The 24000-nt window shown below is 64.7% G+C and carries 30 protein-coding genes; 5 read left to right on the top strand and 25 right to left on the bottom strand.

Annotation, left to right across the window (positions count from 1 at the left end; translation table 11 throughout):
* Nucleotides 1-125 precede the first annotated feature (125 nt).
* Nucleotides 126-2561, top strand: a complete 2436-nt coding sequence (locus tag ACNA0R_RS00775; RefSeq protein ID WP_415823969.1) for a penicillin-binding protein 1A — start codon at nt 126-128, stop codon at nt 2559-2561.
* Between the two features lie 162 nt (nt 2562-2723).
* Here the strand turns inward: ACNA0R_RS00775 and cyaY are convergent, their stop codons facing one another.
* Nucleotides 2724-3053: an iron donor protein CyaY gene (cyaY, locus tag ACNA0R_RS00770; RefSeq protein ID WP_094849570.1), complete on the bottom strand. Its 330-nt coding sequence runs from the start codon at nt 3051-3053 to the stop codon at nt 2724-2726.
* 31 nt (nt 3054-3084) lie between these two features.
* Here cyaY and lptM point away from each other — a divergent pair, with 31 nt between their 5' ends.
* Together lptM and lysA are read left to right on the top strand one after the other, a co-directional pair.
* Complete coding sequence (lptM, locus tag ACNA0R_RS00765; RefSeq protein WP_415823968.1) at nt 3085-3312, top strand: LPS translocon maturation chaperone LptM; 228 nt, start codon at nt 3085-3087, stop codon at nt 3310-3312.
* A complete protein-coding gene (lysA, locus tag ACNA0R_RS00760) occupies nt 3309-4601 on the top strand; it encodes a diaminopimelate decarboxylase (protein WP_415823967.1) in 1293 nt (430 codons plus the stop codon). The genes lptM and lysA overlap by 4 nt, the downstream gene beginning before the upstream one ends.
* A 55-nt stretch (nt 4602-4656) precedes the next feature.
* On the opposite strand, the gene ccsB is transcribed toward lysA, so the two are convergent.
* The 3 genes from ccsB to ACNA0R_RS00745 form a co-directional block, all read right to left on the bottom strand.
* Complete coding sequence (gene ccsB, locus ACNA0R_RS00755) at nt 4657-5946, bottom strand: c-type cytochrome biogenesis protein CcsB (protein WP_415824446.1); 1290 nt, start codon at nt 5944-5946, stop codon at nt 4657-4659.
* Nucleotides 5947-6007: 61 nt separating this feature from the next.
* Entirely contained in the window at nt 6008-8011 is a 2004-nt protein-coding gene (locus ACNA0R_RS00750; RefSeq protein ID WP_415824445.1) for a cytochrome c biogenesis protein ResB, read from the bottom strand.
* 280 nt (nt 8012-8291) lie between these two features.
* On the bottom strand, nt 8292-8993 hold the full coding sequence (locus ACNA0R_RS00745) for a c-type cytochrome (RefSeq protein ID WP_415823966.1): 702 nt from the start codon (nt 8991-8993) through the stop codon (nt 8292-8294).
* A 212-nt stretch (nt 8994-9205) separates the two neighbouring features.
* Here ACNA0R_RS00745 and yihA point away from each other — a divergent pair, with 212 nt between their 5' ends.
* Entirely contained in the window at nt 9206-9829 is a 624-nt protein-coding gene (gene yihA, locus ACNA0R_RS00740; protein ID WP_415823965.1) for a ribosome biogenesis GTP-binding protein YihA/YsxC, read from the top strand.
* Nucleotides 9826-10839: a porphobilinogen synthase gene (gene hemB / locus ACNA0R_RS00735; RefSeq protein WP_415823964.1), complete on the top strand. Its 1014-nt coding sequence runs from the start codon at nt 9826-9828 to the stop codon at nt 10837-10839. Before yihA ends, hemB begins: the two co-directional genes overlap by 4 nt.
* Nucleotides 10840-10851: 12 nt before the next feature.
* On the opposite strand, the gene dsbD is transcribed toward hemB, so the two are convergent.
* The 21 genes from dsbD to ACNA0R_RS00630 all read right to left on the bottom strand — a co-directional run bounded on the left by dsbD (nt 10852) and on the right by ACNA0R_RS00630 (nt 23986).
* A complete protein-coding gene (gene dsbD / locus ACNA0R_RS00730) occupies nt 10852-13182 on the bottom strand; it encodes a protein-disulfide reductase DsbD (RefSeq protein ID WP_415823963.1) in 2331 nt (776 codons plus the stop codon).
* Between the two features lie 11 nt (nt 13183-13193).
* Nucleotides 13194-13544 carry a divalent-cation tolerance protein CutA gene (gene cutA / locus ACNA0R_RS00725; protein ID WP_415823962.1) on the bottom strand — a complete coding sequence of 117 codons (351 nt, stop codon included), beginning with the start codon at nt 13542-13544 and terminating at the stop codon, nt 13194-13196.
* Between the two features lie 199 nt (nt 13545-13743).
* Nucleotides 13744-14136, bottom strand: a complete 393-nt coding sequence (gene rplQ, locus ACNA0R_RS00720) for a 50S ribosomal protein L17 (protein WP_094844395.1) — start codon at nt 14134-14136, stop codon at nt 13744-13746.
* 311 nt (nt 14137-14447) lie between these two features.
* Nucleotides 14448-15434 (bottom strand): DNA-directed RNA polymerase subunit alpha, encoded by a 987-nt coding sequence (locus tag ACNA0R_RS00715; RefSeq protein ID WP_415823961.1) that lies wholly within the window; start codon nt 15432-15434, stop codon nt 14448-14450.
* 192 nt (nt 15435-15626) lie between these two features.
* The gene (gene rpsD / locus ACNA0R_RS00710) at nt 15627-16250 is read right to left on the bottom strand and encodes a 30S ribosomal protein S4 (RefSeq protein ID WP_415823960.1); all 624 of its coding nucleotides are present in this window, start codon (nt 16248-16250) and stop codon (nt 15627-15629) included.
* 11 nt (nt 16251-16261) lie between these two features.
* Complete coding sequence (gene rpsK, locus ACNA0R_RS00705; protein WP_006216516.1) at nt 16262-16663, bottom strand: 30S ribosomal protein S11; 402 nt, start codon at nt 16661-16663, stop codon at nt 16262-16264.
* A 15-nt stretch (nt 16664-16678) separates the two neighbouring features.
* The gene (gene rpsM / locus ACNA0R_RS00700; RefSeq protein ID WP_066357338.1) at nt 16679-17044 is read right to left on the bottom strand and encodes a 30S ribosomal protein S13; all 366 of its coding nucleotides are present in this window, start codon (nt 17042-17044) and stop codon (nt 16679-16681) included.
* A gap of 39 nt (nt 17045-17083) precedes the next feature.
* A complete protein-coding gene (gene rpmJ, locus ACNA0R_RS00695; RefSeq protein ID WP_066357345.1) occupies nt 17084-17197 on the bottom strand; it encodes a 50S ribosomal protein L36 in 114 nt (37 codons plus the stop codon).
* A 34-nt stretch (nt 17198-17231) separates the two neighbouring features.
* Entirely contained in the window at nt 17232-17450 is a 219-nt protein-coding gene (gene infA, locus ACNA0R_RS00690; RefSeq protein ID WP_086067514.1) for a translation initiation factor IF-1, read from the bottom strand.
* Nucleotides 17451-17458: 8 nt separating this feature from the next.
* A complete protein-coding gene (gene secY, locus ACNA0R_RS00685; protein WP_415823959.1) occupies nt 17459-18790 on the bottom strand; it encodes a preprotein translocase subunit SecY in 1332 nt (443 codons plus the stop codon).
* Between the two features lie 10 nt (nt 18791-18800).
* Complete coding sequence (rplO, locus tag ACNA0R_RS00680) at nt 18801-19241, bottom strand: 50S ribosomal protein L15 (protein WP_086067516.1); 441 nt, start codon at nt 19239-19241, stop codon at nt 18801-18803.
* Nucleotides 19242-19250: 9 nt separating this feature from the next.
* Complete coding sequence (rpmD, locus tag ACNA0R_RS00675; RefSeq protein WP_066357352.1) at nt 19251-19436, bottom strand: 50S ribosomal protein L30; 186 nt, start codon at nt 19434-19436, stop codon at nt 19251-19253.
* 3 nt (nt 19437-19439) lie between these two features.
* Entirely contained in the window at nt 19440-19961 is a 522-nt protein-coding gene (rpsE, locus tag ACNA0R_RS00670; RefSeq protein ID WP_066641764.1) for a 30S ribosomal protein S5, read from the bottom strand.
* 15 nt (nt 19962-19976) lie between these two features.
* On the bottom strand, nt 19977-20342 hold the full coding sequence (gene rplR / locus ACNA0R_RS00665; protein WP_066641767.1) for a 50S ribosomal protein L18: 366 nt from the start codon (nt 20340-20342) through the stop codon (nt 19977-19979).
* A gap of 21 nt (nt 20343-20363) precedes the next feature.
* Nucleotides 20364-20897, bottom strand: a complete 534-nt coding sequence (gene rplF, locus ACNA0R_RS00660) for a 50S ribosomal protein L6 (RefSeq protein WP_415823958.1) — start codon at nt 20895-20897, stop codon at nt 20364-20366.
* Nucleotides 20898-20907: 10 nt separating this feature from the next.
* Nucleotides 20908-21303, bottom strand: a complete 396-nt coding sequence (gene rpsH, locus ACNA0R_RS00655; RefSeq protein WP_094844402.1) for a 30S ribosomal protein S8 — start codon at nt 21301-21303, stop codon at nt 20908-20910.
* Nucleotides 21304-21313: 10 nt separating this feature from the next.
* Nucleotides 21314-21619: a 30S ribosomal protein S14 gene (gene rpsN / locus ACNA0R_RS00650; protein ID WP_094844403.1), complete on the bottom strand. Its 306-nt coding sequence runs from the start codon at nt 21617-21619 to the stop codon at nt 21314-21316.
* Nucleotides 21620-21630: 11 nt separating this feature from the next.
* Nucleotides 21631-22170, bottom strand: a complete 540-nt coding sequence (gene rplE / locus ACNA0R_RS00645) for a 50S ribosomal protein L5 (RefSeq protein ID WP_066357368.1) — start codon at nt 22168-22170, stop codon at nt 21631-21633.
* Nucleotides 22171-22182: 12 nt separating this feature from the next.
* On the bottom strand, nt 22183-22503 hold the full coding sequence (gene rplX / locus ACNA0R_RS00640) for a 50S ribosomal protein L24 (protein WP_066357369.1): 321 nt from the start codon (nt 22501-22503) through the stop codon (nt 22183-22185).
* Nucleotides 22504-22514: 11 nt separating this feature from the next.
* Nucleotides 22515-22892 (bottom strand): 50S ribosomal protein L14, encoded by a 378-nt coding sequence (gene rplN, locus ACNA0R_RS00635; RefSeq protein ID WP_066357374.1) that lies wholly within the window; start codon nt 22890-22892, stop codon nt 22515-22517.
* A gap of 335 nt (nt 22893-23227) precedes the next feature.
* Entirely contained in the window at nt 23228-23986 is a 759-nt protein-coding gene (locus tag ACNA0R_RS00630; protein ID WP_415823957.1) for an aspartyl/asparaginyl beta-hydroxylase domain-containing protein, read from the bottom strand.
* Nucleotides 23987-24000: the final 14 nt, after the last annotated feature.

The following is a 24000-nucleotide window of genomic DNA, read 5'->3' as shown; positions in this document are numbered from 1 at the left end:
GACGCGTTCATGGGACGTATTATCCCATTCGGATCAGTTGCCCGCGCGCCACACTGAACCACGCTGTTACAGAAACCACACGCACGGCGGAGATGACCGGCCGGCTTCCCCGTAAAATCGCGGCGATGAGCAAGCCCCAGACTCCTTCTTCCAAGAAAGAAAAGCCCGATTCGAGCGGCTCCCCCTTTGTCCGTTTTTTCTTCAAGCTAGGCATTTTCTGCGCCGGCCTTGCCGGCTGCGGCTTGCTGCTGGGCGGCATGGCGCTGGCCCTGGCCTGGCCCAATCTGCCCGACTTGCACGCGATGACGGATTACCGTCCGCGCATCCCGCTGCGGGTGTTTACGGCCGACAAGGTGCTCATCGGTGAATTCGGCGAAGAACGGCGCAACGTATTGCGCTTCAATGAAATCCCCGACGTCATGAAGTCGGCCGTCCTGGCCGCCGAAGATGACCGCTTCTACCAGCACGGCGGCATCGACTGGACCGGCGTGGTCCGCGCGGGCCTGACCAACCTGGTCAACATGTCGAAGTCCCAGGGCGCCAGCACCATCACCATGCAGGTGGCGCGTAACTTCTACCTGTCGTCGGAAAAGACCTATACCCGCAAGTTCTACGAACTGCTGCTGACGTTCAAGATCGAGGCCAGCCTCAGCAAGGACCAGATCCTCGAGCTGTATATGAACCAGATCTATCTGGGTCATCGCGCCTACGGTTTCGCCGCCGCCTCGCGCACCTACTTCGGCAAACCGCTGTCGCAGATCACGCCGGCCGAAGCCGCGATGCTGGCCGGCATCCCCAAGGCGCCGTCGCGCTTCAACCCGATTTCCAATCTGCCGCGCGCCGAGCTGCGCCAGCATTACGTACTGGGGCGCATGCGCACGCTGGGCTACCTGACCGATCCCGAATACCAGGAAGCCATGGCCCAGCCCATCGTCATCAAGTCGGCCGAAGGCACGCCGGCGGGCGGCTATTCCATCCACGGCGAATACGTGGCCGAACTGGCGCGCCAGCTGCTGTACGGGGTGTACCAGGACAACGTGTATTCACGCGGCATCAATATCTACACCACGGTGCAGTCCAAGGACCAGGAAGCCGCCTATCGCGCGGTACGTGAGGGCGTGCTCGACTACACGCGCCGCGCGCCTTACCCGGGGCCGGAAGCGCAGCTGGATCTGCCCGCCGGCGTGGAAAAGGATCCGCAGGCCCTGGATGACGTGCTCGACGGCGTGCTGGACAAGTACTCCGACAGCGACGATCTGCTGGTCGCCCTGGTGCTGTCCGCCAGCCCCACGGAAATCAAGGTGGCGCGCAGCTCGCGCGAAATCATCACCATTACCGACAAGAAGGTGTTGGGCGTCGTCGCCCGCGCATTGAATCCCAAGGCCAAGGACGACCAGCGCCTGCGCCGCGGCTCGGTGGTCTATATCCACAAGATCGGTCCGAACGATTGGGAAGTCCTGAACATGCCGTCGGTGCAGGCCGCCTTCGTCTCGCTGTCGCCGCAGGACGGCGGCATCCGCTCCATGGTGGGCGGTTTCGACTTCTACCGCGGCAATTTCAACCGCGTGACGCAGGCGTGGCGCCAGCCGGGCTCCAACATCAAGCCCTTTATCTATTCCGCCGCCCTGGAGCGCGGCCTGACGCCGGCCACCCAGATTTCGGACCAGCCCTTCGCCATGAGCGCGGCGCAGACCGGCTCCAAGGCCTGGACGCCGAAGAACTACGGCAATGAGTACGAGCCCATGCTGACCATGCGCCAGGGCCTGTACAAATCCAAGAACATGGTTTCCATCCGGATTCTGCAGGCCATCGGCCCGCAGTACGGCCAGGATTACCTGACGCGCTTCGGCTTCGACAAGTCGCGCCAGCCGGCGGTGCTGCCCCTGGCGCTGGGCGCGGGTTCCGTCACCCCGTTGCAGCTGGCCGGCGCCTACTCGGTCTTCGCCAACGGCGGCTATCGCATCACGCCCTATCTGATCGACCGCGTTACGGACGGCAGCGGCAAGGTCATCATGCAGTCCAAGCCGCTGGTCGCCGGCGATTCGGCGGCCCGCGCCATCGACCCGCGCACGGCCTTCGTCATGGACGACATGCTGCGCGGCGTGGCCACCTATGGTACCGCGGCGCGCGCGCGGGCGGTCCTGAAACGCAACGATATCGCCGGCAAGACCGGCACGACCAACGAATCCGTGGATGCCTGGTTCTCCGGCTATACCCCCAGCCTGGAGGCCACCGCCTGGTTGGGCTACGACCAGCCCAAGTCGCTGGGTTCGCGCGAAACCGGCGGCGGCGCGGCCCTGCCGATCTGGCTGAGCTACATGCAGGAAATGCTGAAAGGCGTGCCGGAACAGAAACAGCGCCCCAGGCCGGATGGCTTGCTGGTGGAAAACGGCGAGTTCTATTTCTCCGAATTCCCGCCGGGGCAGGCCGTGGCCCGTCTGGGCCTGCCGGCGCCGGGGTCGGACAGCCTGGGCGATCTGTTGAATACGCTGCGTTCGGCCAACGCCGAAAACAGGCCCCTGGGGACCAGCTTCGGCGAGGGCTCCGTCCCGGGCCAGTAACAGGTGCCGCCGCGGCGTTCGGGCGGCCTATGCGGATACCTGGCGCGCCCCGGCTGCAGCCGGTCAGGTGCGGCCGGCGAGGTGCGGCCGGCGAGGTGCAGCCGGCCAGGCGCGGCCGGCGAGGCCGGGCACCCGCCCGCGCCGGCGCCGCCCGCCCTCAGGCTAGACCTGGACGGTGATCGGCGCCCCGGCCGCCTCGGAACAGATCTGCGACAAGGCATCGTGCAGCGGCGGACCGCCGCGCGTATCCAGCCAGTGCTGGCCGTCGTAGCGATAATGGAAACCCCCGCTACGCGCCGCCACCCACAGCTCCTGCATGGCCGCCTGGCTGTTGACGACCACATGGGTGTCGTCCTCGAACACCAGGGTGAGCACATTACCGCTGCGGTTGGCCTCCACATCGACGTCGAGCGACGCGGCCCAATCGTCGGCCTGGCTTTCGATACGGTCGAGTACCTGCTCCGCCAACGCAAGAAATTCGGTTTCGTTCATAATCCAGTCTGCAAGAATTACGGAGTTCCCAGTGTCCCACCCGGCATACCGCCGTACCGCTCTGCGCATTGTAGCTACGCTGGGCGCAGCCGCGTCGCTGACGGCCTGCGGCTACAAGGGCCCTCTCATCGCGCCTTCGCAGGCGCCCGTGCTCAAGCCGCCTCCCAGGGTCATCGCGCCCCTGGACTTCAGCGCCGCCCCCGGCGTTCGCCTGGGCACCGCGCTTCCCGATTTCCCCCCGTCCGCTACCGAACGATGAACGCTCCCATCCCCGCGCCGGCGCAGCCGGTCGGCTACCCGCATTTCCATTACCGGGACGGCGCGCTGCACGCAGAAGACGTGCCGCTGCAACTGCTGGCCGAGCGCTTGGGCACGCCGCTGTACGTCTATTCGCGCGCGGCCCTGCGGGCCGCCTGGGAATCCTACCGCGAGGCCATCGGCCAGCGCGACGTCCTTGTGTGCTACGGCATGAAGGCGAACTCCAACCTGGCCGTGCTGAAGGAATTCGCCCGTTTGGGGTCGGGCTTCGACATCGTGTCGGGTGGCGAGCTGCAACGTGTGCTGTCCGTCGGCGCCGATCCGGCCAAAATCGTGTTTTCCGGCGTCGGCAAGCAGGCCTGGGAGATGCGCAAGGCGCTTGAAGCGGACGTCAAATGCTTCAACGTGGAATCGGAAGCGGAGCTGCACCTGCTGTCGGATGTCGCGACGTCCATGGGCAAAACCGCCCGCGTCTCGCTGCGCGTGAATCCCGACGTGGATGCCGGCACGCACCCGTATATTTCGACCGGGCTGAAGGAAAACAAATTCGGCATCGCCATCGCCGATGCGCCCCGGGTCTACCGGACGGCGGCTTCCCTGCCCGGCCTGGCGGTGACGGGTGTCGATTGCCACATCGGCTCGCAGATTACCGACGTTTCGCCCTACCTGGACGCCCTGGACAAGCTGCTCGATCTGATCGACGGACTGGCCGCGGCCGGCATCCGCATCGAACACCTGGACCTGGGCGGCGGCCTGGGCATCCGCTACACGGATGAAACACCGCTGCGGCCGGCGGCCTTGCTAGGCCGCGTATACGAGCGCCTGGAGGCGCGCGGCCTGGGCCATTTGAAGCTGATCATGGAGCCGGGCCGCTCGCTGGTCGGCAATGCGGGCGTGCTGTTGACCACGGTGCAGTTCCTGAAGCACGCCGAGGCGCGCAACTTCGCCATCGTCGATGCGGCGATGAACGATCTGATCCGGCCCACGCTGTACGACGCCTGGCATGGCGTACTGCCGGTGCGGCCGCGCGCCGGCGCCGCGCAGGAATACGACGTTGTAGGGCCGGTATGCGAAAGCGGCGACTGGCTGGCCAAGCAGCGCGCGCTGGCGGTGGAACGGGGCGACGTCCTGGCCATCGAATCCACGGGCGCTTATGGCATGGTGATGGCGGGCAACTACAACACCCGTCCGCGGCCCGCCGAAGTCATGGTCGACGGCGCGCAATTCCATGTGATCCGGCAGCGCGAGACGCTGGAAGACCTGATGCGCGGGGAAAGCACGCTGCCGTGAACAAACGCGGCGTCCGGACTTGATGTCCGGCCCGCGGCTTTAGAAACCCCCCGGCCTACAGCTGCCCGTAGGAATGCAGCCCGGACAGGAACATGTTCACGCCCAGGAAGGCAAAGCCGGTAATCAGCAGTCCCACCAGCGCCCAATACGCCGCCATCGCTCCGCGCAGGCCCTTGATCAGCCGCATGTGCAGCCAGGCGGCATAGTTCAGCCAGACGATCAGCGCCCAGGTTTCCTTGGGGTCCCACTGCCAATAGGCGCCCCAGGCATCCGCCGCCCACAGCGCGCCCAATATGGTCGCCACCGTAAAAAAGGCGAAGCCCACGGTGATGGCCCGGTACATGATGTCATCCAGCACCGCCAGCGGCGGCAGGGCGGCGGCCACCCGCCGCCGGCCCAGCAGGATGGCGCCCACAATGACCGCGCCCACGCCGAAATACTCCATCCAGGCCGCCGACAGCCCCTTGGTGCGGAACACCATGGGTTCGGCGCACAGCAGCACGCCCAGCACGAACAAGGGCGCCAGCTTGCGCCACGATGTGGTATTCCCGTGCTCCTTCACCAAGTAGGCGAAGCCGACCATGGCCGACAGGGAAAAGGTGCCATAGCCGATGAAGTTCGCCGGCACGTGCAGCTTCATCCACCAGCTTTTCAAGGCCGGCACCAGCGGCTGGATCTGCGCCGCGTCGCGCGTGAACGCGTACCACAGCAGGAACATCACGGCCGACGAGATCACCAGCAGCACGAAGCCGCCCAACGCCCGCGTGGCATAGCGGCGTTCGTAGTACAGATAGAACAGCGCGGTGATCAGCGAAAACAGCACGAACACTTCGTACAGATTGCTGACCGGAATGTGCCCCAGGTCCGGCCCCATCAGGTGGCTCTCGCGCCAGCGCACCAGCATGCCGGTCACGCCGGCGAATACCGCGCCCCAGGTCAGCGCCGTGCCCAGCCAGGCCGCCGTGGGGCTGAACAGCCCCAGCCAATAACAGGCCGTCGCCAGCACGAACAAGGCCGACATCCACAGGATGGCCGACTGCGACGACAGCAGGTACTTCAGGAAGAAGACGTCTTCGGCGCGTCCCAGGTCATGTCCATACAGCATGACGGCCAGCCCGCTGGCCAGCGCCACCGCGATCATCAGCCGGCGCAGCGGACGCCATAGCCAGCCCAGCCACGTCAACACCAGCACGGCGCCGCTCAGGATGACTTTCTCGTAGTAATCCATGGACCCGGCAAAGCGCGTCAGCGCATAGCCGGCTCCGGCCGCCAGCAGCAGGAAAAATACGGCGTCGGTCCAGTCTGGACGTCCACGCCGCACGCGCGCATCGCCGCTTTCGGCCATGCCCTGCTGCCAGAGGTTGTCGTGCGAGGAAGAAATTGCGGAATCGGACATGACTAGCACCTCACTGCTTCAGGCGCAGCAGCGCCTCTTTAAGCCGCTCGAACTCGCGATGGAAGTCGAGTGTACGCCGCTGGGACGTCATGGCGGCGTGCACGGCGCTGCCGTGGCCGTCCGGGCCCGGCGCCACCCATATCCAGACGCGGCGATCGCGGATATAGAACATGCTGAAGACGCCCAGGATCAGCAACAGGCAGCCCACATAGACGGCCTGCTTGCCGGGCGTGCGGCTGACCTGGAACACGCTGGCCTGCACCTGCTTGAAATCCGCCAGCGTAAAGAACACCGGCGCCGGATACATCGCCAGGTCGGACAGCGCCGCCACGGCAACGCGCGACCAGGCCGCGGCACGCTCCCCGGCCTCGCCTTCGGTGGGCAGCGGCGCCAGGCCGGCGCGTTCGCGCTCCATGACGCGCAATTCCGCCACGCTGGCGCCGATCAGGCGCACGACAATGTCGGCGGCCCGCTCCAGCTCCGACGCCGGGGCATTGCTTTGCAGGAAATTCGCCACGGCCTGCAGGCCGCCGTCGGAAAACGTATGCAGGGCCCGTTCCGCCGCCGTCTGCAGCGGCTGGCGGTCGGCGCCCGCCGGCGCGTTTTTCTCGGCGAAGCGGCGCGCCGCTTCCAAGCGGGCCTGCGGATCGGCCAGCAGGGCGCGCAGGCGCATGAATTCGGCGACCGAGTTGTCGTCGTCGGCAGGCAGGCGCAGATAGCGGTAGTTCTCGCTGGCGTTGTTGCGCACGCCCGCCAGGAAGACCGGAAAGCCGTCCAGCTGCACCGGCAGCATGTAGTTGCGGAATTCGTGCGCCTGGCCGCTGGCGTCGATCAGGCGGTACTCGACCGCCGGCCCGACGTTGCGCAGATGTTCGTTGGCCTTGCCCGCGGCGCTGCCCGCCACCGAGGCGACGTTCTGCACGAAGTCGCGGGCCGGCTTGGGGGTGCCGCCCGACAAATCTTCGACATTGATCGGACGCAGCGCGGTAATGTCCACCTTCAGATCCCGCGCATCGGCCGGCGCATTCTTGCCGGTCTCGGTGCTCTTGCCCACCGTGCCGGAAATATCGAAGGACGCCGCGTCGCTGCCGCGCAGCGGATAGCCGTGCAGCACCACCGTGCTGCCGCCGTCATCGAAGCTGGACTGATACACCGTCACGCCCTTGAAGCGCAGCGGCTCGTTGACCTCGATGGTCTTGTCGAAGGTCTTGCCGGTATCCGGATCGCGCACTTCGACTTCGCTGGCGAAGCGGCTGGGCATGCCGGTCGAGTAGTAATCGACGATGAATTTCTTCAGCGTCAAGGTGAACGGGATGGGCTGCACCAAGGCGCCATCGCCCACCATCACCACCGCATTATTGGCGCGCCCGCCTTCCGGCACCATCATGCTGGAGCGGAAGCTGGGGTTATTGATCGACAGGCGGCCGCTGGGCGGCACGTCGCTGATCAGCATGTTCTCGACGATGGGTTTCTTGCCCCCCAGCCAGACCTGCGCGCGCACGGCGAGCTCGCTGTCCAGCAGGCCGCCCACGCAGATCACGATCAACGCCGAGTGGGCAAAGATATAGCCCAGCCGGTTGGCGCTGCCCTTCTTGCCGGCCAGCAGCACGCCGTCGCCATCCTGGCGTTCCTTGACGGCATAGCCCAGCGACTTCATCAGCTGGCGCGTGCGGCCCAGCGTATCCGCGAGGGCGGCGGCGCTGTCGAACTCGACGCGTTGCGGGAACGCGCGCAGGCTGGAAAGGCGAATGTACTCGCGGAACGACACCGCGTCGCGCAGCATCTTGGGCGCATTGCGCGTCAGGCAGATCCCGGTGGAGACCACCAGGAAGCTCATGATCAGCAGAAACCACCAACTGTTGTAGACGTGCCAGAGTGAAAACTTGTCGAACACCGCGTACCAGAAGGGCCCGAACTGGTCGATATAGCCGGACGACGCCTGGTTCTGGACCAGTACCGTCCCGACAATGCTGGCGACGCAGATGAACATCAGCAGGCTGACGGCGAAGCGCATGGAGCCCAGGAGCTCCAGCATATCGGCGGACAGGGTGCGCAGGGAGAGACGGGGGGAAGGCGGATTCTGATGCATGGGGAAAAGAGGGCCGGCGTATCGGTGCCTGAGCGGTGCCTGAGCGGTGCCTGGCGCGGTGGCTGAGGAGCCGGACACCCCCCAGGCTAGGGCCGCTCAGCCCGGCGGGGCGCCGCATGGACCGTGCCGGGCGCGCCGGCCTGACACGGATGCAGCGGTATGGACAATACAGCCCCGCGATGGTTCGCCGATGACAGCGGACGCCTCAGCGCAGGCCGGCCGCGTAGTCGGACACCGCCTTGATGTCGTCGGGCGTCATGCGGCTGGCGATTTCATGCATGGGTTCGCTGTTATTGCGGCTGCCGTCCTGAAAGAGTTTCAGCTGTGCCTCGATGTAGGAGGGAAATTGCCCCGAAAGCCGCGGATACTGCGCCGGAATGCCGGCGGCATTGGCCGAATGGCAGGACGCGCACGCCGGGACATTGCGATCGGGCAGGCCGGCGCGCCAGATGGTCTGGCCGCGCTCGATCAGGGACTTCTGTCCGGCGGTGGCCGGTTCCTTCAATTGCTGCTGCGACAGGTACAGCGCAATGTTCTGCATATCCTGCGGCGTCAGCGACTGCACGATGGCGGTCATGGGCGTGGGATTGCCGCCCGCGCCGTTGCGCACCGGCACCTTGGCGCCCTGCTTCAGCTGGAAATCGCCCAGCTGCTTGGCCAGGTACTCGTGCGATTGGGCCGCCAGATTGGGATTGGTGGGGATGGTGCTGTTGCCGGCAGCGCCATGACAGCTGGCACAGGCGATGATGCCGCGGGCCTGATCGCCGTTGGTGTAGAGCTGTTCGCCCTTGGCCGCATCCGGCTTGGCGGCCGGGGCCGAAGCGTCGGCCGCGAAAACAGGGGAAATGGCGGCCGTACCAAAAACCAATCCGCCCACAACCAACATCCGGGACAGCACACGCTTCATGAAAACCTCGACGTTCGCAGCATCGACTCACGGCGCTGATACGCGCCGCTTATGATTTGCCTATGTTTTCCATTCGCCTGCCCAGACCTGCCGGTGTACCCCGAGTTCTGTGATGCGACGCGGCGTGCGACACCGGTAGCGGACTGACGCCCACCCTTGCAAACGCCGGATTATACAATAGGGCTCGTACCCCTCTATTTGCACCCCTGCCCGTGTCCCTTCTGCATCGCGCCTCGTTTTTCATCTCGGCGGCCCGCCTGGACCAGCTGCCGGCTCCCGGCGCGCCGGAAGTCTGCTTCGTCGGCCGCTCCAACGCCGGCAAGTCCACGGCCATCAATGTGCTGACCAATCAGCGGCGCCTGGCGTTTTCCAGCAAAACCCCAGGCCGCACGCGGCTGATCAATATGTTCGGCCTGCCGGATCCCTACGATCCGGATCATCCGCTGGGCTTCCTGGTCGACCTGCCGGGCTATGGCTACGCCGCCATCAGCCAAAGCGAGCGCGATAAATGGGCGGAGCTGCTGGGCGGCTATCTGGCCACGCGATCTTCGCTGGTCGGCATCGTGCTGCTGATCGACATCCGCCGGGGCGTGACCGACCTGGACCGGCGGCTGGCCGATTTCATCGCACCCACCGGCCGTCCGGTGCTGGCCCTGCTCACCAAGGCCGATAAGCTGCCGTACGGCCAGCGCATGCGCACGGTGTTTGCCGTACGCAAGGACCTGGCGGACATCGGCGCACTGCACACCGTGCCGTTCTCCGCGCCGGACCGCATCGGCCTGGAAGAGGCGGCGGAACACATCGAAAACTGGATTTCTCCCAAGGTAGTGCCATGAACCACCACATCGTATCGGCGGGCTTTCCCGCGTCCCGACCACGCCGCCTGCGCCGCGACGATTTCACCCGCCGCCTGGTTCGCGAAAACGTCCTCACCCCCAACGACCTGATCTATCCGGTCTTCGTCGCCGACGACCAGGGCCTGCGCCAGGATGTCCCGTCCATGCCCGGCGTGGCGCGCTATTCGATCGATACCCTGCTGCCGGTGGCCGAAACCTGCATGGAACTGGGGATTCCGGTCATGGCCCTGTTCCCGGTCATCGACAGCGCGCTGAAGACGCCGGACGGCATCGAAGCGGCCAACCCGGATGGACTGGTGCCGCGCGTGGTGGCGGAGCTCAAGAAGCGCTTCCCGGAACTGGGTCTGCTGACCGACGTGGCGCTGGATCCCTACACCAGCCACGGCCAGGACGGTCTCATCGACGATTCCGGCTACGTGTTGAACGAGCCCACGGTGGAGATCCTGGTCAAGCAGGCGCTGGTGCAATCGCAGGCGGGCGTCGACATCGTCGCGCCCAGCGACATGATGGACGGCCGCATCGGCGCCATCCGCGAAGCGCTGGAAGACGCGCAGCACATCCACACCCGCATCATGGCGTATTCGGCCAAGTACGCCAGCGCCTTCTACGGCCCGTTCCGCGACGCGGTCGGCTCCGCCGCCAACCTGGGCAAGTCCAATAAGGCCGTCTACCAGATGGACCCGGGCAACCTCGACGAAGCCCTGCGCGAAGTCGCGGCCGACCTGGCCGAAGGGGCCGACATGGTGATGGTCAAGCCCGGCATGCCTTATCTGGACGTCGTCCGGCGGGTCAAGGACGCCTTCCGCGTGCCGACCTTCGCCTACCAGGTCAGCGGCGAATACGCCATGCTCAAGGCCGCCGCCGCGAATGGATGGCTGGACCATGACAAGGTGATGATGGAAGCGCTGCTGGCCTTCAAGCGCGCCGGTGCCGACGGCATCCTGACTTATTTCGCCATCGATGCCGCCCGCTTGATGAAGGCGCGCTGACCGCCCTGAACCTCAACGGGCCGCGACGCGATCCAGCGATTCGGTGAATCTGGCCGCGTCCTGGAATCCGATCACGCGGATGTCGGTCAGTTCCTGGCCGGCGGCATCGAAGAACATGATGCCCGGCGGCCCGAACAGCTTGAAGCGCTTCAGCAAGGCGCGATCGTCGGCATTGTTGGCCGTCACGTCCGCGCGCAGCAGCAGCATCCCCGCCATGCGCGTCGCCACGGCGGGATCGCTGAAGGTGAATTGCTCCATCTCGCGGCAGGACACACACCAGTCCGCATAGAAATCGAGCATCACCGGCCGTTTGGCGCCGGCAATCGCGGCGTCCAGTTCGGCCAGCGACCGGATGGGGACGAAATGCAGGCTTTCGGCGCCGGCGCGCGCGGCCCGGGCGGCACCCGGGCCCGGCATAGCGCCTTGCCCGCCTGGCCCGGAAGCGCCGGGTACATCGATGCCCGCCGCGGGCGCGCCTGGCACAGCGGCGCCCGACAGGTCCGCGGCGGCGGAAAAAGCGCCCGCGCCGGTAGCGCCGCGACCGCCACCCGCCAGCTGCGCCAGCGGGCGCAGCACATCCCGGCCGCCACTGGCGGCGCCCACCAGCATCACGACCGCCAGCAGCGCCAGCATCAGGCCAGCGCCTTTCGCGAACATGCGTCCCGCCCCGCCAGCCGGTGGCAGCGGTTCGAAAGCGCGCAGCATCACGGCGCCGATCAGGCCCAGCAGCGCCCAGCCGACCATCTGCAGCCACACCGGCAGCAGCGGGATCAGCATCCACCACGCGGTCGCCAGCAGCAGCATGCCGAAGAAACGCTTGACGCCCTCCATCCAGGCGCCCGCCCTGGGCAGCAGGCTGCCTGCCGACCCGCCGAAGATCAGCAAAGGCACGCCCATCCCCCAGGCCATGGCGAACAGCGCCGCGCCGCCCAGCGCGACATCCCCGGTCTGCGAGATATAAAGCAGTGCCCCCGCCAAAGGCGCGGCGACGCAGGGCCCGACGATCAAGGCCGACACCGCCCCCATGACGAACGCGCCCGTCCCGCGGCCGCCTGGTACGCGCGCCAATAGATTGTTCAGCCCGGTCTGCATGGCGCCGGGGACCTGCAGGGTGAATACGTCGAACATCGCCAGCGCCAGCACCGCCAGCACGGCCGCGAACAGGCTCAGTATCCAGGGCGTCTGCAGCCACGCCGCCAGCCCGATGCCGCTGAGACCCGCCCCCACACCCAGCGCCGTGTACACCAGGGACATCCCCAGCACATAGGCGGCGGCCAGGGCCAGCCCGCGCCCCCGCGTCGGTTTGTGTTCCCGGCGCGCGCCCACGACGACGGAGGACAGGATGGGAATCATGGGCAGCACGCAGGGCGTCAGGGACAGCAATACGCCCAGCAGAAAGAAAACGCCGGCCGTCTTCAACAGGCCCAGCCCGGCGATGGCGCCGGCGAGCCCGACGTCGTCGCTGCGCGCCAGCGCCGTGAAGCCGCCGCCCGCGGACGACCGCGACCCGGCAAGCGGCGATGTCGCGGCACCCGCGGCAGTACCCGGCGCGCCGGGCGCGTCGGTAGTCGCATTTCCGGCGGCCGCCACCGCGCCCTCCGGGTTCGTGGCGGCCTGCCCCGTCGGGGGCGCGCGGCCCGCCAAGGCGGCGCCGGTGGACGGCGCGGCGGAAAACACCGATGTCCCCGTAGCCAGCGCGGCCGCGGCCGCCGCGCCCGGATCCGCCGTGCCGACCGCCGTGATGCGATAGCCGCCCTGTACGGGCTGCAGCGATACCGTATGGGTCATCGGCGGATAGCACACGCCCTTGTCCGCGCAGCCCTGCCCGGTCACATTCAGGGTGAACGAGCCGCCGCCTGGGCGCAGCGGCAGGCGTATCGACAAGGGGCGGTGATAGACCTCCATATTCTTGTCGAAGGTCGGGTCGTACTTCACCTCGCCGGCGGGAAACACCGGATCGCCCAACGTCGCGGCGCCGGCGGGCGCCACGTCGAAGGCGAAGCGCTCGCGGTACATGTAGTAGCCCTTGGCCACCTTGTAGTCGATGCGTAGCGTGGCGGGGCCGTCCATGGCGGCGGCGAAGGGAAACGCCTGCTCCGGCGCCAGGAAGTCGTCCGCCGCGTGGGCGGGCGGCATGGCCAGCGCCAGCCAGGCGATCAATAGCGCCGACAAGGTGAGCAGTACCCGCAGTGCCGGTGCACGAGACGCCTGCGGCGTGCGCACCGGGAACGCTCCCGGGCGCCCCATGGCCGCGGGCCGCGCCACGAGCGGGCGCCGCATTGCGATCGGCGCCCGCGTCCCGGTCACGGGCCGTGCGGCGGAATAAACGTCGGATGTCGGCATCTCGTATCCAGTCAACCGGCCGCGCGCTCGCCGCCGCGCGGCGCGGTCTGCGCTTGCACCCATTTGCGATAAGGCTCGGCGCTGGCCGTCACCGGCACCGCGACGATCTCCGGCACTTCATACGGGTGCATGCGCGCGATGGCCTGCATCAGGGCATCCAGCCGTCCGGCCGTGGTCTTGAACGTCATGGGCACCTCCTCGGCGCCTTCCACCACGCCTTCCCATGTGTAGATGGACAGCATGGGCGCGCCCAGGTTCACGCAGGCCGCCAGGCTTTCCTCCACCACTACGTGGGCGATCCGCTTGGCCAGCAGGAGATCGGGTGCGTTGCTGATCACCAGCACCAGGTCTTCGTCATTCATCTTCGCCTCCACCATGCCCTCCAGCCTATCGATGCGTATGACGTCGATTTTAGGTGACGGCGCGGGAAGGCCACGGACCGGACGCTCTTGCCAGGCGCCCCTGGCCGGGCGCCGCTGGCCCGGCGCCGCTGGCGTGGCGCCCAAAAAACAAAAAGCGAGCCCTAAAGGCTCGCTCTCCACCGACGAAATATCGCTGATGTTACTCAGCGCTGCCTTCTTCGGTTTCCGCGACTTCCGGACGGTCGACCAGCTCCATGAAAGCCATGGGAGCATTGTCGCCCTGGCGGAAGCCCATCTTCAGCACGCGGGTGTAGCCGCCGTTGCGGGCCGCATAGCGGGGACCGATTTCGGCGAACAGCTTGACCACGGCGTCGCGATCGCGCAGACGGGCAAACGCCAGCCGCTTGTTCGCCAGCGTGGGCTCCTTGCCCAGCGTGATCAGGGGCTCGATGACGCGGCGCAGTTCTTTCGCCTTGGGCAGCGTGGTCTTGATCGCTTCGTGGGTGATCAACGAAACGGCCATGTTGCGGAACATGGCAAGACGGTGACTGCTGGTGCGGTTGAGCTTGCGCAAACCATTACCGTGACGCATGACAACTTCCTTTTGAATCTAATGACAGCCTCGCGGCCGCCGGGTTATCCGAATCTTCTATCGGCATGCAACCACGCCGCGGTCCGGTAGAGAAAAAATCAAACAAAAAACCAACTGCAAGAACCAGGTCTCACCCCACCCGGGACGCCGCGGATCCGGTTTCCCGGTCCGCCAGCGTGGCCCCCTTAAGGGAGAACGCCCAACACCTCGACAGTGCCGCACGACCGCGGACGCCGCGGATCCGGCTCCGCCGGTCCGCCAGCGTCGCCCCCTTGAGGGGGAAGCGCGCTAGCGCTTCGGGGGTGGACCTACTACGGCCGTTCGAGACCCAGGGGAGGCCAGTTTTCCAGCTTCATGCCCAGGGTCAGGCCGCGTGCGGCCAGCACTTCCTTGATTTCGTTCAGGGACTTGCGGCCCAGGTTCGGCGTCTTCAGCAGCTCGTTTTCCGTACGCTGGATCAGGTCGCCGATGTAGTAGATGTTTTCGGCCTTCAGGCAGTTCGCCGAACGCACCGTCAGCTCCAGGTCGTCCACCGGACGCAGCAGCACCGGATCGATCTGCGGCGTGCCGCGGACCGGGGCTTCATACGAGTCGCCCGCGCCTTCCAGCGCCGCGAACACCGAAATCTGGTCCATCAGGATGCGGGCCGCCTGGCGCACCGCTTCCTCGGGCGAAATCACGCCGTTGGTTTCGATGTCCAGCACCAGCTTATCCAGGTCGGTACGCTGTTCCACACGCGCGCTTTCCACGGCATAGCTGACGCGGCGCACCGGGCTGAACGAGGCGTCCAGGACAATACGGCCGATGGTGTGGGTGCGGTCTTCCGACAGCGCGCGCACATTGCCCGGCACATAGCCACGGCCCTTTTCGACCTTGACCTGCATTTCGATCTTGCCGGCTTCGGTCAAGTGGCACAGCACGTGGTTCGGATTGACGATTTCCACGTCGTGCGGCAGCTCGATATCGCTGGCCAGCACCGCGCCCTCGCCCTGCTTGCGCAGCACCAGGGTGACTTCGTCGCGATTGTGCAGCTTGAAGACGACGCCCTTCAGGTTCAGCAGGATGTCCACGACATCTTCGCGCACGCCCGCGATGGTCGAGTATTCGTGCACGACACCGGTCATCTGGACTTCCGTCGGCGCATAGCCCGTCATCGACGACAGCAGGATGCGGCGCAGGGCATTACCCAGCGTATGACCGTAACCGCGTTCGAAGGGCTCCATGACGATCTTGGCATGGTGAGTCCCAACGGGCTCGACTTCGATGGAGCGCGGTTTCAAAAAACCTTGAGTGGACATTGACTTGTTTCCTTTTCAATACCCTCGGCTCGTTACACCGATAAGGCTGATGGAAGTACAAAAACTCGCAAACCCGCAATGCCCGGAAAGGCATATGCGGGTTGGCAAGCGGGGTAAAACTCGACTGTTGCGTCGATGGCGCCATACCTCGGCGCGCCGCGTCGAAGGGCACCGCTTGCGCGGCGCGCCGGATCAACGCGAATACAGTTCGACGACCATCGATTCGTTGACGTCGCGAGCAACGTCAGCGCGGTCCGGAGCCTGCTTGAAGACACCCGACATCTTGCTGGTGTCGACTTCGACCCACTGGGGCAGGCCGATGCTGGTGGCCAGATCCAGGGATTCGCGGATACGGCCTTGCTTCTTGGCCTTTTCACGCACGGAAATCACGTCGCCGGCCTTGACCAGCATCGAGGCGATGTCGGCGGTATGGCCGTTCAGCTCGATCGCGCGGTGGCTGACCAGCTGACGCGCTTCGGCGCGCGTCGAGCCGAAGCCCATGCGGTAGACGACGTTGTCCAGGCGCGATTCCAGCAGCTGGATCAGCTTTTCGCCGGTATTGCCGCGCACGCGGTCGGCTTCCTGGAAGTACTTGCGGAACTGCTTTTCCAGCACGCCGTACATGCGCTTCAGCTTTTGCTTTTCACGCAGCTGCAGACCGTAGTCCGAAGTACGGGCACCCGAGGTGCGGCCATGCTGACCGGGCTTGGAATCCAGCTTGCACTTGGAGTCCAGCGAACGGCGGGCGCTCTTCAGGAACAGGTCGGTGCCCTCGCGCCGCGAGAGCTTGCATTTGGGTCCAATATAACGAGCCATTAGGATTCCCCTTAAATACGACGACGCTTCGGCGGACGGCAGCCGTTGTGCGGAACGGGCGTGATATCGGCGATGCTCGAGATCTTGATGCCCAGCGCGTTCAGCGCACGAACCGACGACTCACGACCGGGGCCAGGGCCCTTGATGCGGACTTCCAGCGTCTTGATGCCGTATTCCAGAGCCACGCGGCCGGCCGTTTCGGCGGCAACCTGCGCCGCGAACGGAGTCGACTTGCGCGAGCCCTTGAAGCCTGCGCCACCCGAAGTCGCCCAGGACAAGGCGTTGCCCTGGCGATCGGTGATGGTGATGATGGTGTTGTTGAAGGACGCGTGGACGTGCGCGATGCCGTCCGAAACGTTCTTCTTGACCTTTTTGCGCACGCGCGAGGCGCCGCTGGTGGAAGCTTTCGCCATAATCCTGTTCCTCGATTATTTCTTCAGGGACGCCGCGGCACGACGCGGACCCTTGCGGGTACGGGCGTTGGTGCGGGTGCGCTGGCCGCGCACGGGCAAACCGCGCTTATGACGCATGCCACGGTAGGTGCCCAGGTCGATCAAACGCTTGATCGACAGTTGCACTTCGCGGCGCAGGTCGCCTTCGACGGTAAACACACCGACGTGTTCACGGATGCGCTCCAGCTCGGCGTCGGTAAGATCCTTGACCTTCTTGGTCGTCGGCACATTAGCAGCTTCGCAAATCTTGCGGGCGCGCGTACGACCAATGCCAAAAATGGCGGTCAGGCCGATCTCGGCGTGCTGATGCGGCGGAATGTTGATGCCAGCAATACGGGCCATGACTGTTCCTTGAATATTCTATGCGTGGAGGCCGAGCGATCAGCCCTGACGCTGCTTGTGCCGCGGGTCGGTGCAGATGACGCGCACCACGCCGTGGCGTTTGATGATTTTGCAGTTGCGGCAGATCCGCTTAACCGATGCCAATACTTTCATGGGTGACTCCCTGTTATTCCGTAAACCCGTCCGCCTACTTCGCGCGGAACACGATCCTGGCCCGCGTCAGGTCATAGGGCGTGAGCTCCACTGTGACCTTGTCGCCCGGCAGGATCCGGATGTAATGCATACGCATCTTGCCGGAAATATGGCCCAGCACCACATGGCCGTTTTCAAGCTTGACGCGGAATGTCGCGTTGGGGAGGTTTTCCAGAACCTCGCCCTGCATCTGTATGACGTCGTCCTTTGCCATTCTCTTCGCTAACGCATAGGCAGGTTCGAGTTCGAGCCCTTGAAGTTGGCCTTCTTGAGCAATGAATCGTACTGGTGGGACATCATGTAGGCCTGAACCTGAGCCATGAAATCCATCGTCACCACGACAATAATCAACAGCGAGGTGCCGCCGAAGTAGAACGGCACATTCCAACGCATCACCAGAAATTCGGGGAACAGGCACACCAAGGTGATGTACAGAGCTCCCGCCAGCGTCAGGCGCATCAATATCTTGTCGATATAGCGCGCGGTCTGTTCGCCGGGACGGATGCCAGGGACGAAGGCTCCGCTTTTCTTCAGGTTGTCTGCAGTTTCGCGGCTGTTGAACACCAGGGCCGTATAGAAAAAGCAGAAGAAAATGATCGCGGCCGAATACAGCGTGATGTACAGCGGCTGACGCGGCGACAGCGCGGCGGCCAGGTCACCCAGCCAACGCATGTGCTGGCTGCTGGAGAACCAGCTGGTGATGGTCGCCGGGAACAGGATGATCGACGAAGCGAAGATCGGCGGAATCACGCCCGCCATGTTCAACTTCAGCGGCAGATGCGAGCTCTGGCCGCCGTAGATCTTGTTCCCTACCTGACGCTTGGCGTAGTTCACCGTGATCTTGCGCTGGCCACGTTCGACGAACACCACGAAAGCGGTCACCACGATCACCAGCGCCACGATGAACAGCGCCGACAGCACCGACATCGAGTTCGTCCGCACCAGGTCCAGCAAGCCGGCCAGCGCGTTCGGCAACCCCGCCACGATACCCGCGAAGATCAGGATGGAAATCCCATTGCCCAAGCCGCGTTCGGTGATCTGCTCGCCCAGCCACATGATGAACATGGTGCCGGTCAGCAGGGTGACCACCGTCGTGAAGCGGAACAGCATGCCCGGATCCGTCACCAGACCCGGCTGCGACTCCAGCGCCACCGAAATACCCACCGCCTGCACCAGCGCCAGCACGACCGTGCCGTAGCGGGTGTACTGCGTGATCTTGCGGCGACCAGCCTCGCCTTCCTTCTTCAGCGCTTCCAGCGATGGGACGACCACCGACATCAGCTGCATGATGATGGATGCCGAGATGTACGGCATGATCCCCAGCGCGAAGATGGAGAACCGCGACAGCGCCCCACCGGAGAACATGTTGAACAGGCCCAGGATCCCGCCCTGATTCTGCCGGAACAGGTCAGCCAGCGCGTCCGGGTTGATGCCCGGAACGGGAATGTGGGTGCCCAGGCGATAGACCACCAGGGCGAGCACGAGGAATACGAAACGGCGCTTCAGATCGCCGTATCGCGGTCCGGTCTTGCCCAGTGCCTGTGCGTTAGCCACTGATCACCTCTCAGGCGAGCGAGCCGCCCGCGGCTTCGATGGCGGCGCGAGCGCCGGCCGTCGCGGTAATGCCCTTGAGCACGACCTTGCGCGACAGTTCGCCAGACTTGATGACCTTGGCATAGCGGACCTGCTGGCCAACCACGCCGGCCTGCTTCAGCACCTGGACGTCGATTTCGTCGACGGGCACTTTCTGCAGGTCGGACAGGCGCACTTCGGCATACAGGTGCTGGCCCAGGGGCGTAAAGCCACGCTTGGGCAGGCGACGCTGCAGCGGCATCTGACCGCCTTCGAAGCCGACCTTGTGGAAGCCGCCCGAACGCGATTTCTGACCTTTGTGGCCACGGCCGGCGGTCTTGCCCAGGCCGGAACCGATGCCACGGCCGACACGGCGCTTGGCATGCTTGGAGCCCTCGGCGGGCTTCAGCGTGTTGAGTTGGATTTCAGACATCGCGATTCCTTAGACTTCCGTGACGGTGACCAGGTAATCCACTGTACGGATCATCCCGCGCACCTCGGGCGTATCTTGCAGGACGCGCGAGCTATTGATACGGCGCAGGCCCAGGCCGCGCACGGTGTCGCGGTGGGATTGCTTGGTACCGATAACCGAGCGCACCAGGGTGACTTTGATCTGCTTCTGAGCCATGACTTACCCCAGGATCTCTTCGACGGTCTTGCCGCGCTTGGCGGCAACTTCCGACGGCGTCATGGAAGCGCGCAGGCCGTTCAGCGTGGCGCGGACCATGTTGTAAGGATTGCTGGAACCCAGGCTCTTGGCGACGATGTTGCGCACGCCCATCACTTCGAAAATCGCGCGCATCGGGCCGCCGGCGATCACGCCGGTACCTTCGGGAGCCGGGGAAATCAGCACGGTGGAAGCGCCATGCTTGCCGACCACGGTGTGGTACAGGGTGCCGTTCTTCAGGGCGACCTTGAACAGGCCGCGACGGGCCTGTTCCATCGCCTTCTGGACGGACACCGGCACTTCACGCGCCTTGCCCTTGCCCATGCCGATGCGGCCATCGCCGTCACCGACCACGGTCAGCGCGGCGAAGCTCATCGTGCGACCGCCCTTGACCACTTTGCTGACGCGGTTCACCGCGATCATCTTTTCGCGCAGGCCGTCGTCGTTCTCTTTTTCCACGGCGCCTTTGCCTTGTGGTTTAGCCATTTGACTGATCCTCGCTTAGAACTTGAGGCCGGCTTCACGCGCGGCATCGGCCAGCGCCTTCACGCGGCCATGGTAACGGAAGCCCGAGCGATCGAAGGCGACCAGCTCGATACCGGCGGCCTTGGCCTTCTCGGCCACGCGCTTGCCCACCAGTTCGGCAGCGGCTTTGTTGCCGCCGCGGCCCGTCTGGCCGGCCAACTGGTTGCGCACTTCGGCTTCCAACGTGGAAGCGCTGACCAGCACGCGGTCGCCTTCCGGCGAAATGATGTTCGCGTAGATGTGCAGATTCGAGCGGAAGATCGACAGGCGATGAACGCGCAGTTCGGTGATCTTCCGGCGAGTCGGAACCGCACGACGCAAACGGGATACTTTCTTGTCCATGATTCGTCCTTGCGTCCGCCGTTACTTCTTCTTGGTTTCCTTGATGACGACCTTCTCGTCGGCATAACGCACGCCCTTGCCCTTGTAGGGTTCAGGTTTGCGATAGCCGCGGATCTTGGCCGCCTGCTGACCCACTTCCTGCAGATTTGCACCAGCGACGATGATTTCCGTCGGCGTGGGGCACTTCGCGGAAACACCCTTGGGCAGCTTATGCTCGATGTCGTGCGAGAAACCAAGTTGCAGCTTGACGACGTCGCCTTGCACTTGAGCGCGGTAGCCCACGCCAACCAGGGTCAGCTTGCGCTCGAAACCCTTGCTGACGCCGGTAACCATGTTGGCGACCAGGGCGCGCACCGTGCCGGACATGGCGTTGGCGTGGCGGCTGTCGTTGGCGGCGACGAAGGTCAACTTACCTTCGTCCAGCTTGACGACGACGTCGCCCGTCAGCGCTTGTTCCAGCGTGCCCAGCGGGCCCTTGACGGTGATCTGGTCTTCCTTCAACGTCACTTCGACGTTCTTCGGCACTTCGACCGGGTATTTGGCTATACGTGACATGCGAGTCTCCTTAAGCCACGTAGCACAGGACTTCGCCGCCCACGCCGTTGGCGCGAGCCTTGCGGTCGGTCATGACGCCGCGCGAGGTCGACACGATGGCAACGCCCAGGCCGTTCATGACCTCGGGGATGTTGCTGCGGCCCTTGTAGATACGCAGGCCGGGGCGCGAGACGCGTTCGATGCGCTCGATGACCGGACGGCCGGCGTAGTACTTCAGGGCGATCTCAAGCTCAGGCTTGGCCTGCGTGCCCTTGACCTCGAAGCCATCGATATAGCCCTCGTCCTTCAGCACGGCGGCGATGGCGGCCTTCAGCTTCGAGGACGGCATGGTCACCGTGACTTTGTCAACTTGCTGCGCATTGCGGATGCGGGTCAGCATATCGGCGATCGGATCGCTCATGCTCATATTCGTTCTCCTACCAGCTGGCCTTGGTGATGCCGGGGATTTCACCCTTCATCGCCATTTCGCGAAGTTTGTGGCGCGTGAGGCCGAACTTGCTGAACACGCCACGCGGACGACCCGTGACCGTGCAGCGGTTGCGCTGACGGGTGGGGTTGGCGTTGCGCGGCAGCTGTTGCAGCTTGAGCCGAGCTTGGTAACGTTCTTCGTCGGTCTTCGACTGATCGTCGATGATCGCCTTCAGTGCGGCGCGCTTGGCGGCGAATTTGTCAGCCAGCTTGGCACGCTTGATATCGCGATTGATGAGTGAGAGTTTGGCCACGTCATCGTCCCTTAATTACGAAACGGGAAGCTGAACGCCGTCAACAGCGCCTTGGCTTCTTCGTCGGTCTTGGCAGTGGTGGTGATGCTGATGTTCAGCCCACGCAGCGCGTCGATCTTGTCGTACTCGATTTCGGGGAAAATGATCTGCTCTTTCACCCCGATGTTGTAATTGCCGCGACCGTCGAAAGCACGGCCGGACACGCCACGGAAGTCACGCACGCGCGGGAAGGCCACGGTAACCAGGCGATCCAGGAAGTCGTACATCCGTTCGCCGCGCAGCGTCACCATGCAGCCGATCGGATAGTTTTCGCGGATCTTGAAACCGGCGATAGCCTTGCGGGTCTTGGTGATCACGGGCTTCTGGCCGGCGATCTTGGTCAGATCCGACACAGCGTGCTCGATCACTTTCTTGTCGGCCACGGCCTCGGACACGCCCATATTCAGCGTGATCTTGGTGATGCGCGGCACTTCCATCGAGCTCTTGTAACCGAACTTGGTCTTGAGCTCGCCGGCGATCTTGTCGCGGTACAGGTCTTGCAAACGAGTCATGTCTTACGCTCCTTACGCCTTGGCGCCGACTTCGGCACCATTGGAACGGAAGATGCGGACCCGGCGGCCGTCGACTTCCTTGACGCCCACGCGGTCGCCCTTGCCCGTAGCCGGGTTGAACAGCGCGACGTTGGAAATATGGATAGGCATCGACTTTTCGACGATGCCGCCCGGGTTGTTGGCCATGGGGTTCGGCTTGGTGTGCTTCTTGACGACGTTCACGCCTTCGACCAGCACGTAGTCGGCATTCACGACCTGCAGCACCGTGCCGCGACGCTTCCTGTCGCGGCCGGTCAGGACGATGACTTCGTCACCTTTGCGGATATTGTTCATCGCTGGGCTCCTTACAGCACTTCGGCCGCGAGCGACACGATCTTCATGAACTGCTCGGTACGCAGCTCACGGGTCACGGGTCCGAAAATGCGGGTGCCGATCGGTTCTTTCTTGGCGTTCAGCAGGACGGCGGCATTGCCGTTCACGCCGGGAAAACGGATCAGCGAACCGTCCTTGCGGCGCACGCCGCTGGCCGTACGCACCACGACGGCGTTGTAGATTTCGCCCTTCTTGACGCGGCCACGCGGGGCGGCGTCGATGACGCTGACTTTGATGATGTCGCCGATACCGGCATAACGGCGCTTGGAGCCGCCGAGCACCTTGATGCAACGCACACGGCGCGCACCAGTGTTATCGGCCACGTCCAGCGTGGTCTGCATTTGGATCATGATTTTTCCTGTTCCCAACTTAACGGAAATTGCCGTTGCCGCCCCGGTGGCGCCGGCCCGCACTTATGTACTGGCCGCCGCGATGGCGCGGGCGAAACCGCCCTTTCCGTCAGTTTTGGTCCCGTAAGGGTTTAGTCCCATAAGGGTTTGATAACCCCGGTTCGCCCGAATCGGCCTGCTGAATCGGCTGCCCGAATCTTGACTAACCAGGGTTGGTATCCTGCGGATTCCCCACCCGACTCCGCCTTACCAAAGCCAAACGGGCTCATGGCCAAACGGATTCTGCGGGAAAGCTAACAATTCTAGCCCGATAAACGTCCGGTACGCAAGCGAAATCAACTGTCCTTGCCGTAGTAGCCTTTTTCCCACACGTCGTGGTTCGCCTTGGACTGGCGGATCTCCGAGGTCATCGGCGCCGCGGCCAGGATCAGCCGGTTCAGCCAGCTGACCGGCCACCGGCAGGGCCGGTCGAAATCGATGAAGAGCACCGCTCTCAGCCCCGCGGTGTCGTTGTGGACCTGGTGGGGGTAGAGATCGTCGAAAACCACCGCGCGGCCCTCTTCCCAGACGTAGCGCTGGCCATCCACCTCGATCCAGCAGCTTTGCCGGGGCTCGGGCACGACCAGCCCCAGGTGCAAGCGCAGCACCCCGTTATAGGGGCCGCGGTGCAACGGGATGCGCTTGCCCGGCTCCAGTATGGAGAAAAACGCGGTGCGGATGCCGGGGATGTCGGCAATCGCGCGCGCGGTGGCCGGACATCGCGCCAGGTTGCGCTCGGACCGCAGTCCATAGGCCATGAAAACGAAAGTTTTCCACTGCCGGTCCGTCGTGATGGTAGCCACGTCGGGCGACAGTTCATGAAAGGCGGGCAACTTGTCCCGGTCGCGCAGGACTTCCAGGAGTTCCGCGCGGATCTCCGGCGCGCGGGCTTCCAGGCCAGCCAGCCAGGGAAACGCCGCGTTATCGAAAATCGGATGATCACCGACGATGGACGCGCGTGCGATCGCATTGTGCACGGCATCCACGACGGCGAAAAATACACGGGAATATAGGGACGGAGGTGATTTGGGCGGAGCGGTGTCTAGTGGCTGCACAGTTTCGGGCGCTA

The sequence above is a fragment of the Bordetella sputigena genome (assembly GCF_965137885.1).
Taxonomy (GTDB): Bacteria; Pseudomonadota; Gammaproteobacteria; order Burkholderiales; family Burkholderiaceae_B; genus Bordetella_C; species Bordetella_C sputigena.
The sequence above is the reverse complement of the archived record's forward strand: the minus strand, read 5'-3'. Positions and strand labels throughout refer to the sequence as shown.

Coding starts and splice junctions, on each gene's coding strand:
- ACNA0R_RS00775 (WP_415823969.1), top strand. CDS start 126: ATGAGCAAGCCCCAGACTCCTTCTTCCAAGAAAGAAAAGCCCGATTCG.
- cyaY (WP_094849570.1), bottom strand. CDS start 3,053: ATGAACGAAACCGAATTTCTTGCGTTGGCGGAGCAGGTACTCGACCGT.
- lysA (WP_415823967.1), top strand. CDS start 3,309: ATGAACGCTCCCATCCCCGCGCCGGCGCAGCCGGTCGGCTACCCGCAT.
- ccsB (WP_415824446.1), bottom strand. CDS start 5,946: ATGGCCGAAAGCGGCGATGCGCGCGTGCGGCGTGGACGTCCAGACTGG.
- ACNA0R_RS00750 (WP_415824445.1), bottom strand. CDS start 8,011: ATGCGCTTCGCCGTCAGCCTGCTGATGTTCATCTGCGTCGCCAGCATT.
- ACNA0R_RS00745 (WP_415823966.1), bottom strand. CDS start 8,993: ATGAAGCGTGTGCTGTCCCGGATGTTGGTTGTGGGCGGATTGGTTTTT.
- hemB (WP_415823964.1), top strand. CDS start 9,826: ATGAACCACCACATCGTATCGGCGGGCTTTCCCGCGTCCCGACCACGC.
- dsbD (WP_415823963.1), bottom strand. CDS start 13,182: ATGCCGACATCCGACGTTTATTCCGCCGCACGGCCCGTGACCGGGACG.
- cutA (WP_415823962.1), bottom strand. CDS start 13,544: ATGAATGACGAAGACCTGGTGCTGGTGATCAGCAACGCACCCGATCTC.
- rplQ (WP_094844395.1), bottom strand. CDS start 14,136: ATGCGTCACGGTAATGGTTTGCGCAAGCTCAACCGCACCAGCAGTCAC.
- ACNA0R_RS00715 (WP_415823961.1), bottom strand. CDS start 15,434: ATGTCCACTCAAGGTTTTTTGAAACCGCGCTCCATCGAAGTCGAGCCC.
- rpsD (WP_415823960.1), bottom strand. CDS start 16,250: ATGGCTCGTTATATTGGACCCAAATGCAAGCTCTCGCGGCGCGAGGGC.
- rpsK (WP_006216516.1), bottom strand. CDS start 16,663: ATGGCGAAAGCTTCCACCAGCGGCGCCTCGCGCGTGCGCAAAAAGGTC.
- rpsM (WP_066357338.1), bottom strand. CDS start 17,044: ATGGCCCGTATTGCTGGCATCAACATTCCGCCGCATCAGCACGCCGAG.
- rpmJ (WP_066357345.1), bottom strand. CDS start 17,197: ATGAAAGTATTGGCATCGGTTAAGCGGATCTGCCGCAACTGCAAAATC.
- infA (WP_086067514.1), bottom strand. CDS start 17,450: ATGGCAAAGGACGACGTCATACAGATGCAGGGCGAGGTTCTGGAAAAC.
- rplO (WP_086067516.1), bottom strand. CDS start 19,241: ATGTCTGAAATCCAACTCAACACGCTGAAGCCCGCCGAGGGCTCCAAG.
- rpmD (WP_066357352.1), bottom strand. CDS start 19,436: ATGGCTCAGAAGCAGATCAAAGTCACCCTGGTGCGCTCGGTTATCGGT.
- rpsE (WP_066641764.1), bottom strand. CDS start 19,961: ATGGCTAAACCACAAGGCAAAGGCGCCGTGGAAAAAGAGAACGACGAC.
- rplR (WP_066641767.1), bottom strand. CDS start 20,342: ATGGACAAGAAAGTATCCCGTTTGCGTCGTGCGGTTCCGACTCGCCGG.
- rplF (WP_415823958.1), bottom strand. CDS start 20,897: ATGTCACGTATAGCCAAATACCCGGTCGAAGTGCCGAAGAACGTCGAA.
- rpsH (WP_094844402.1), bottom strand. CDS start 21,303: ATGAGCATGAGCGATCCGATCGCCGATATGCTGACCCGCATCCGCAAT.
- rplE (WP_066357368.1), bottom strand. CDS start 22,170: ATGACTCGTTTGCAAGACCTGTACCGCGACAAGATCGCCGGCGAGCTC.
- rplX (WP_066357369.1), bottom strand. CDS start 22,503: ATGAACAATATCCGCAAAGGTGACGAAGTCATCGTCCTGACCGGCCGC.
- rplN (WP_066357374.1), bottom strand. CDS start 22,892: ATGATCCAAATGCAGACCACGCTGGACGTGGCCGATAACACTGGTGCG.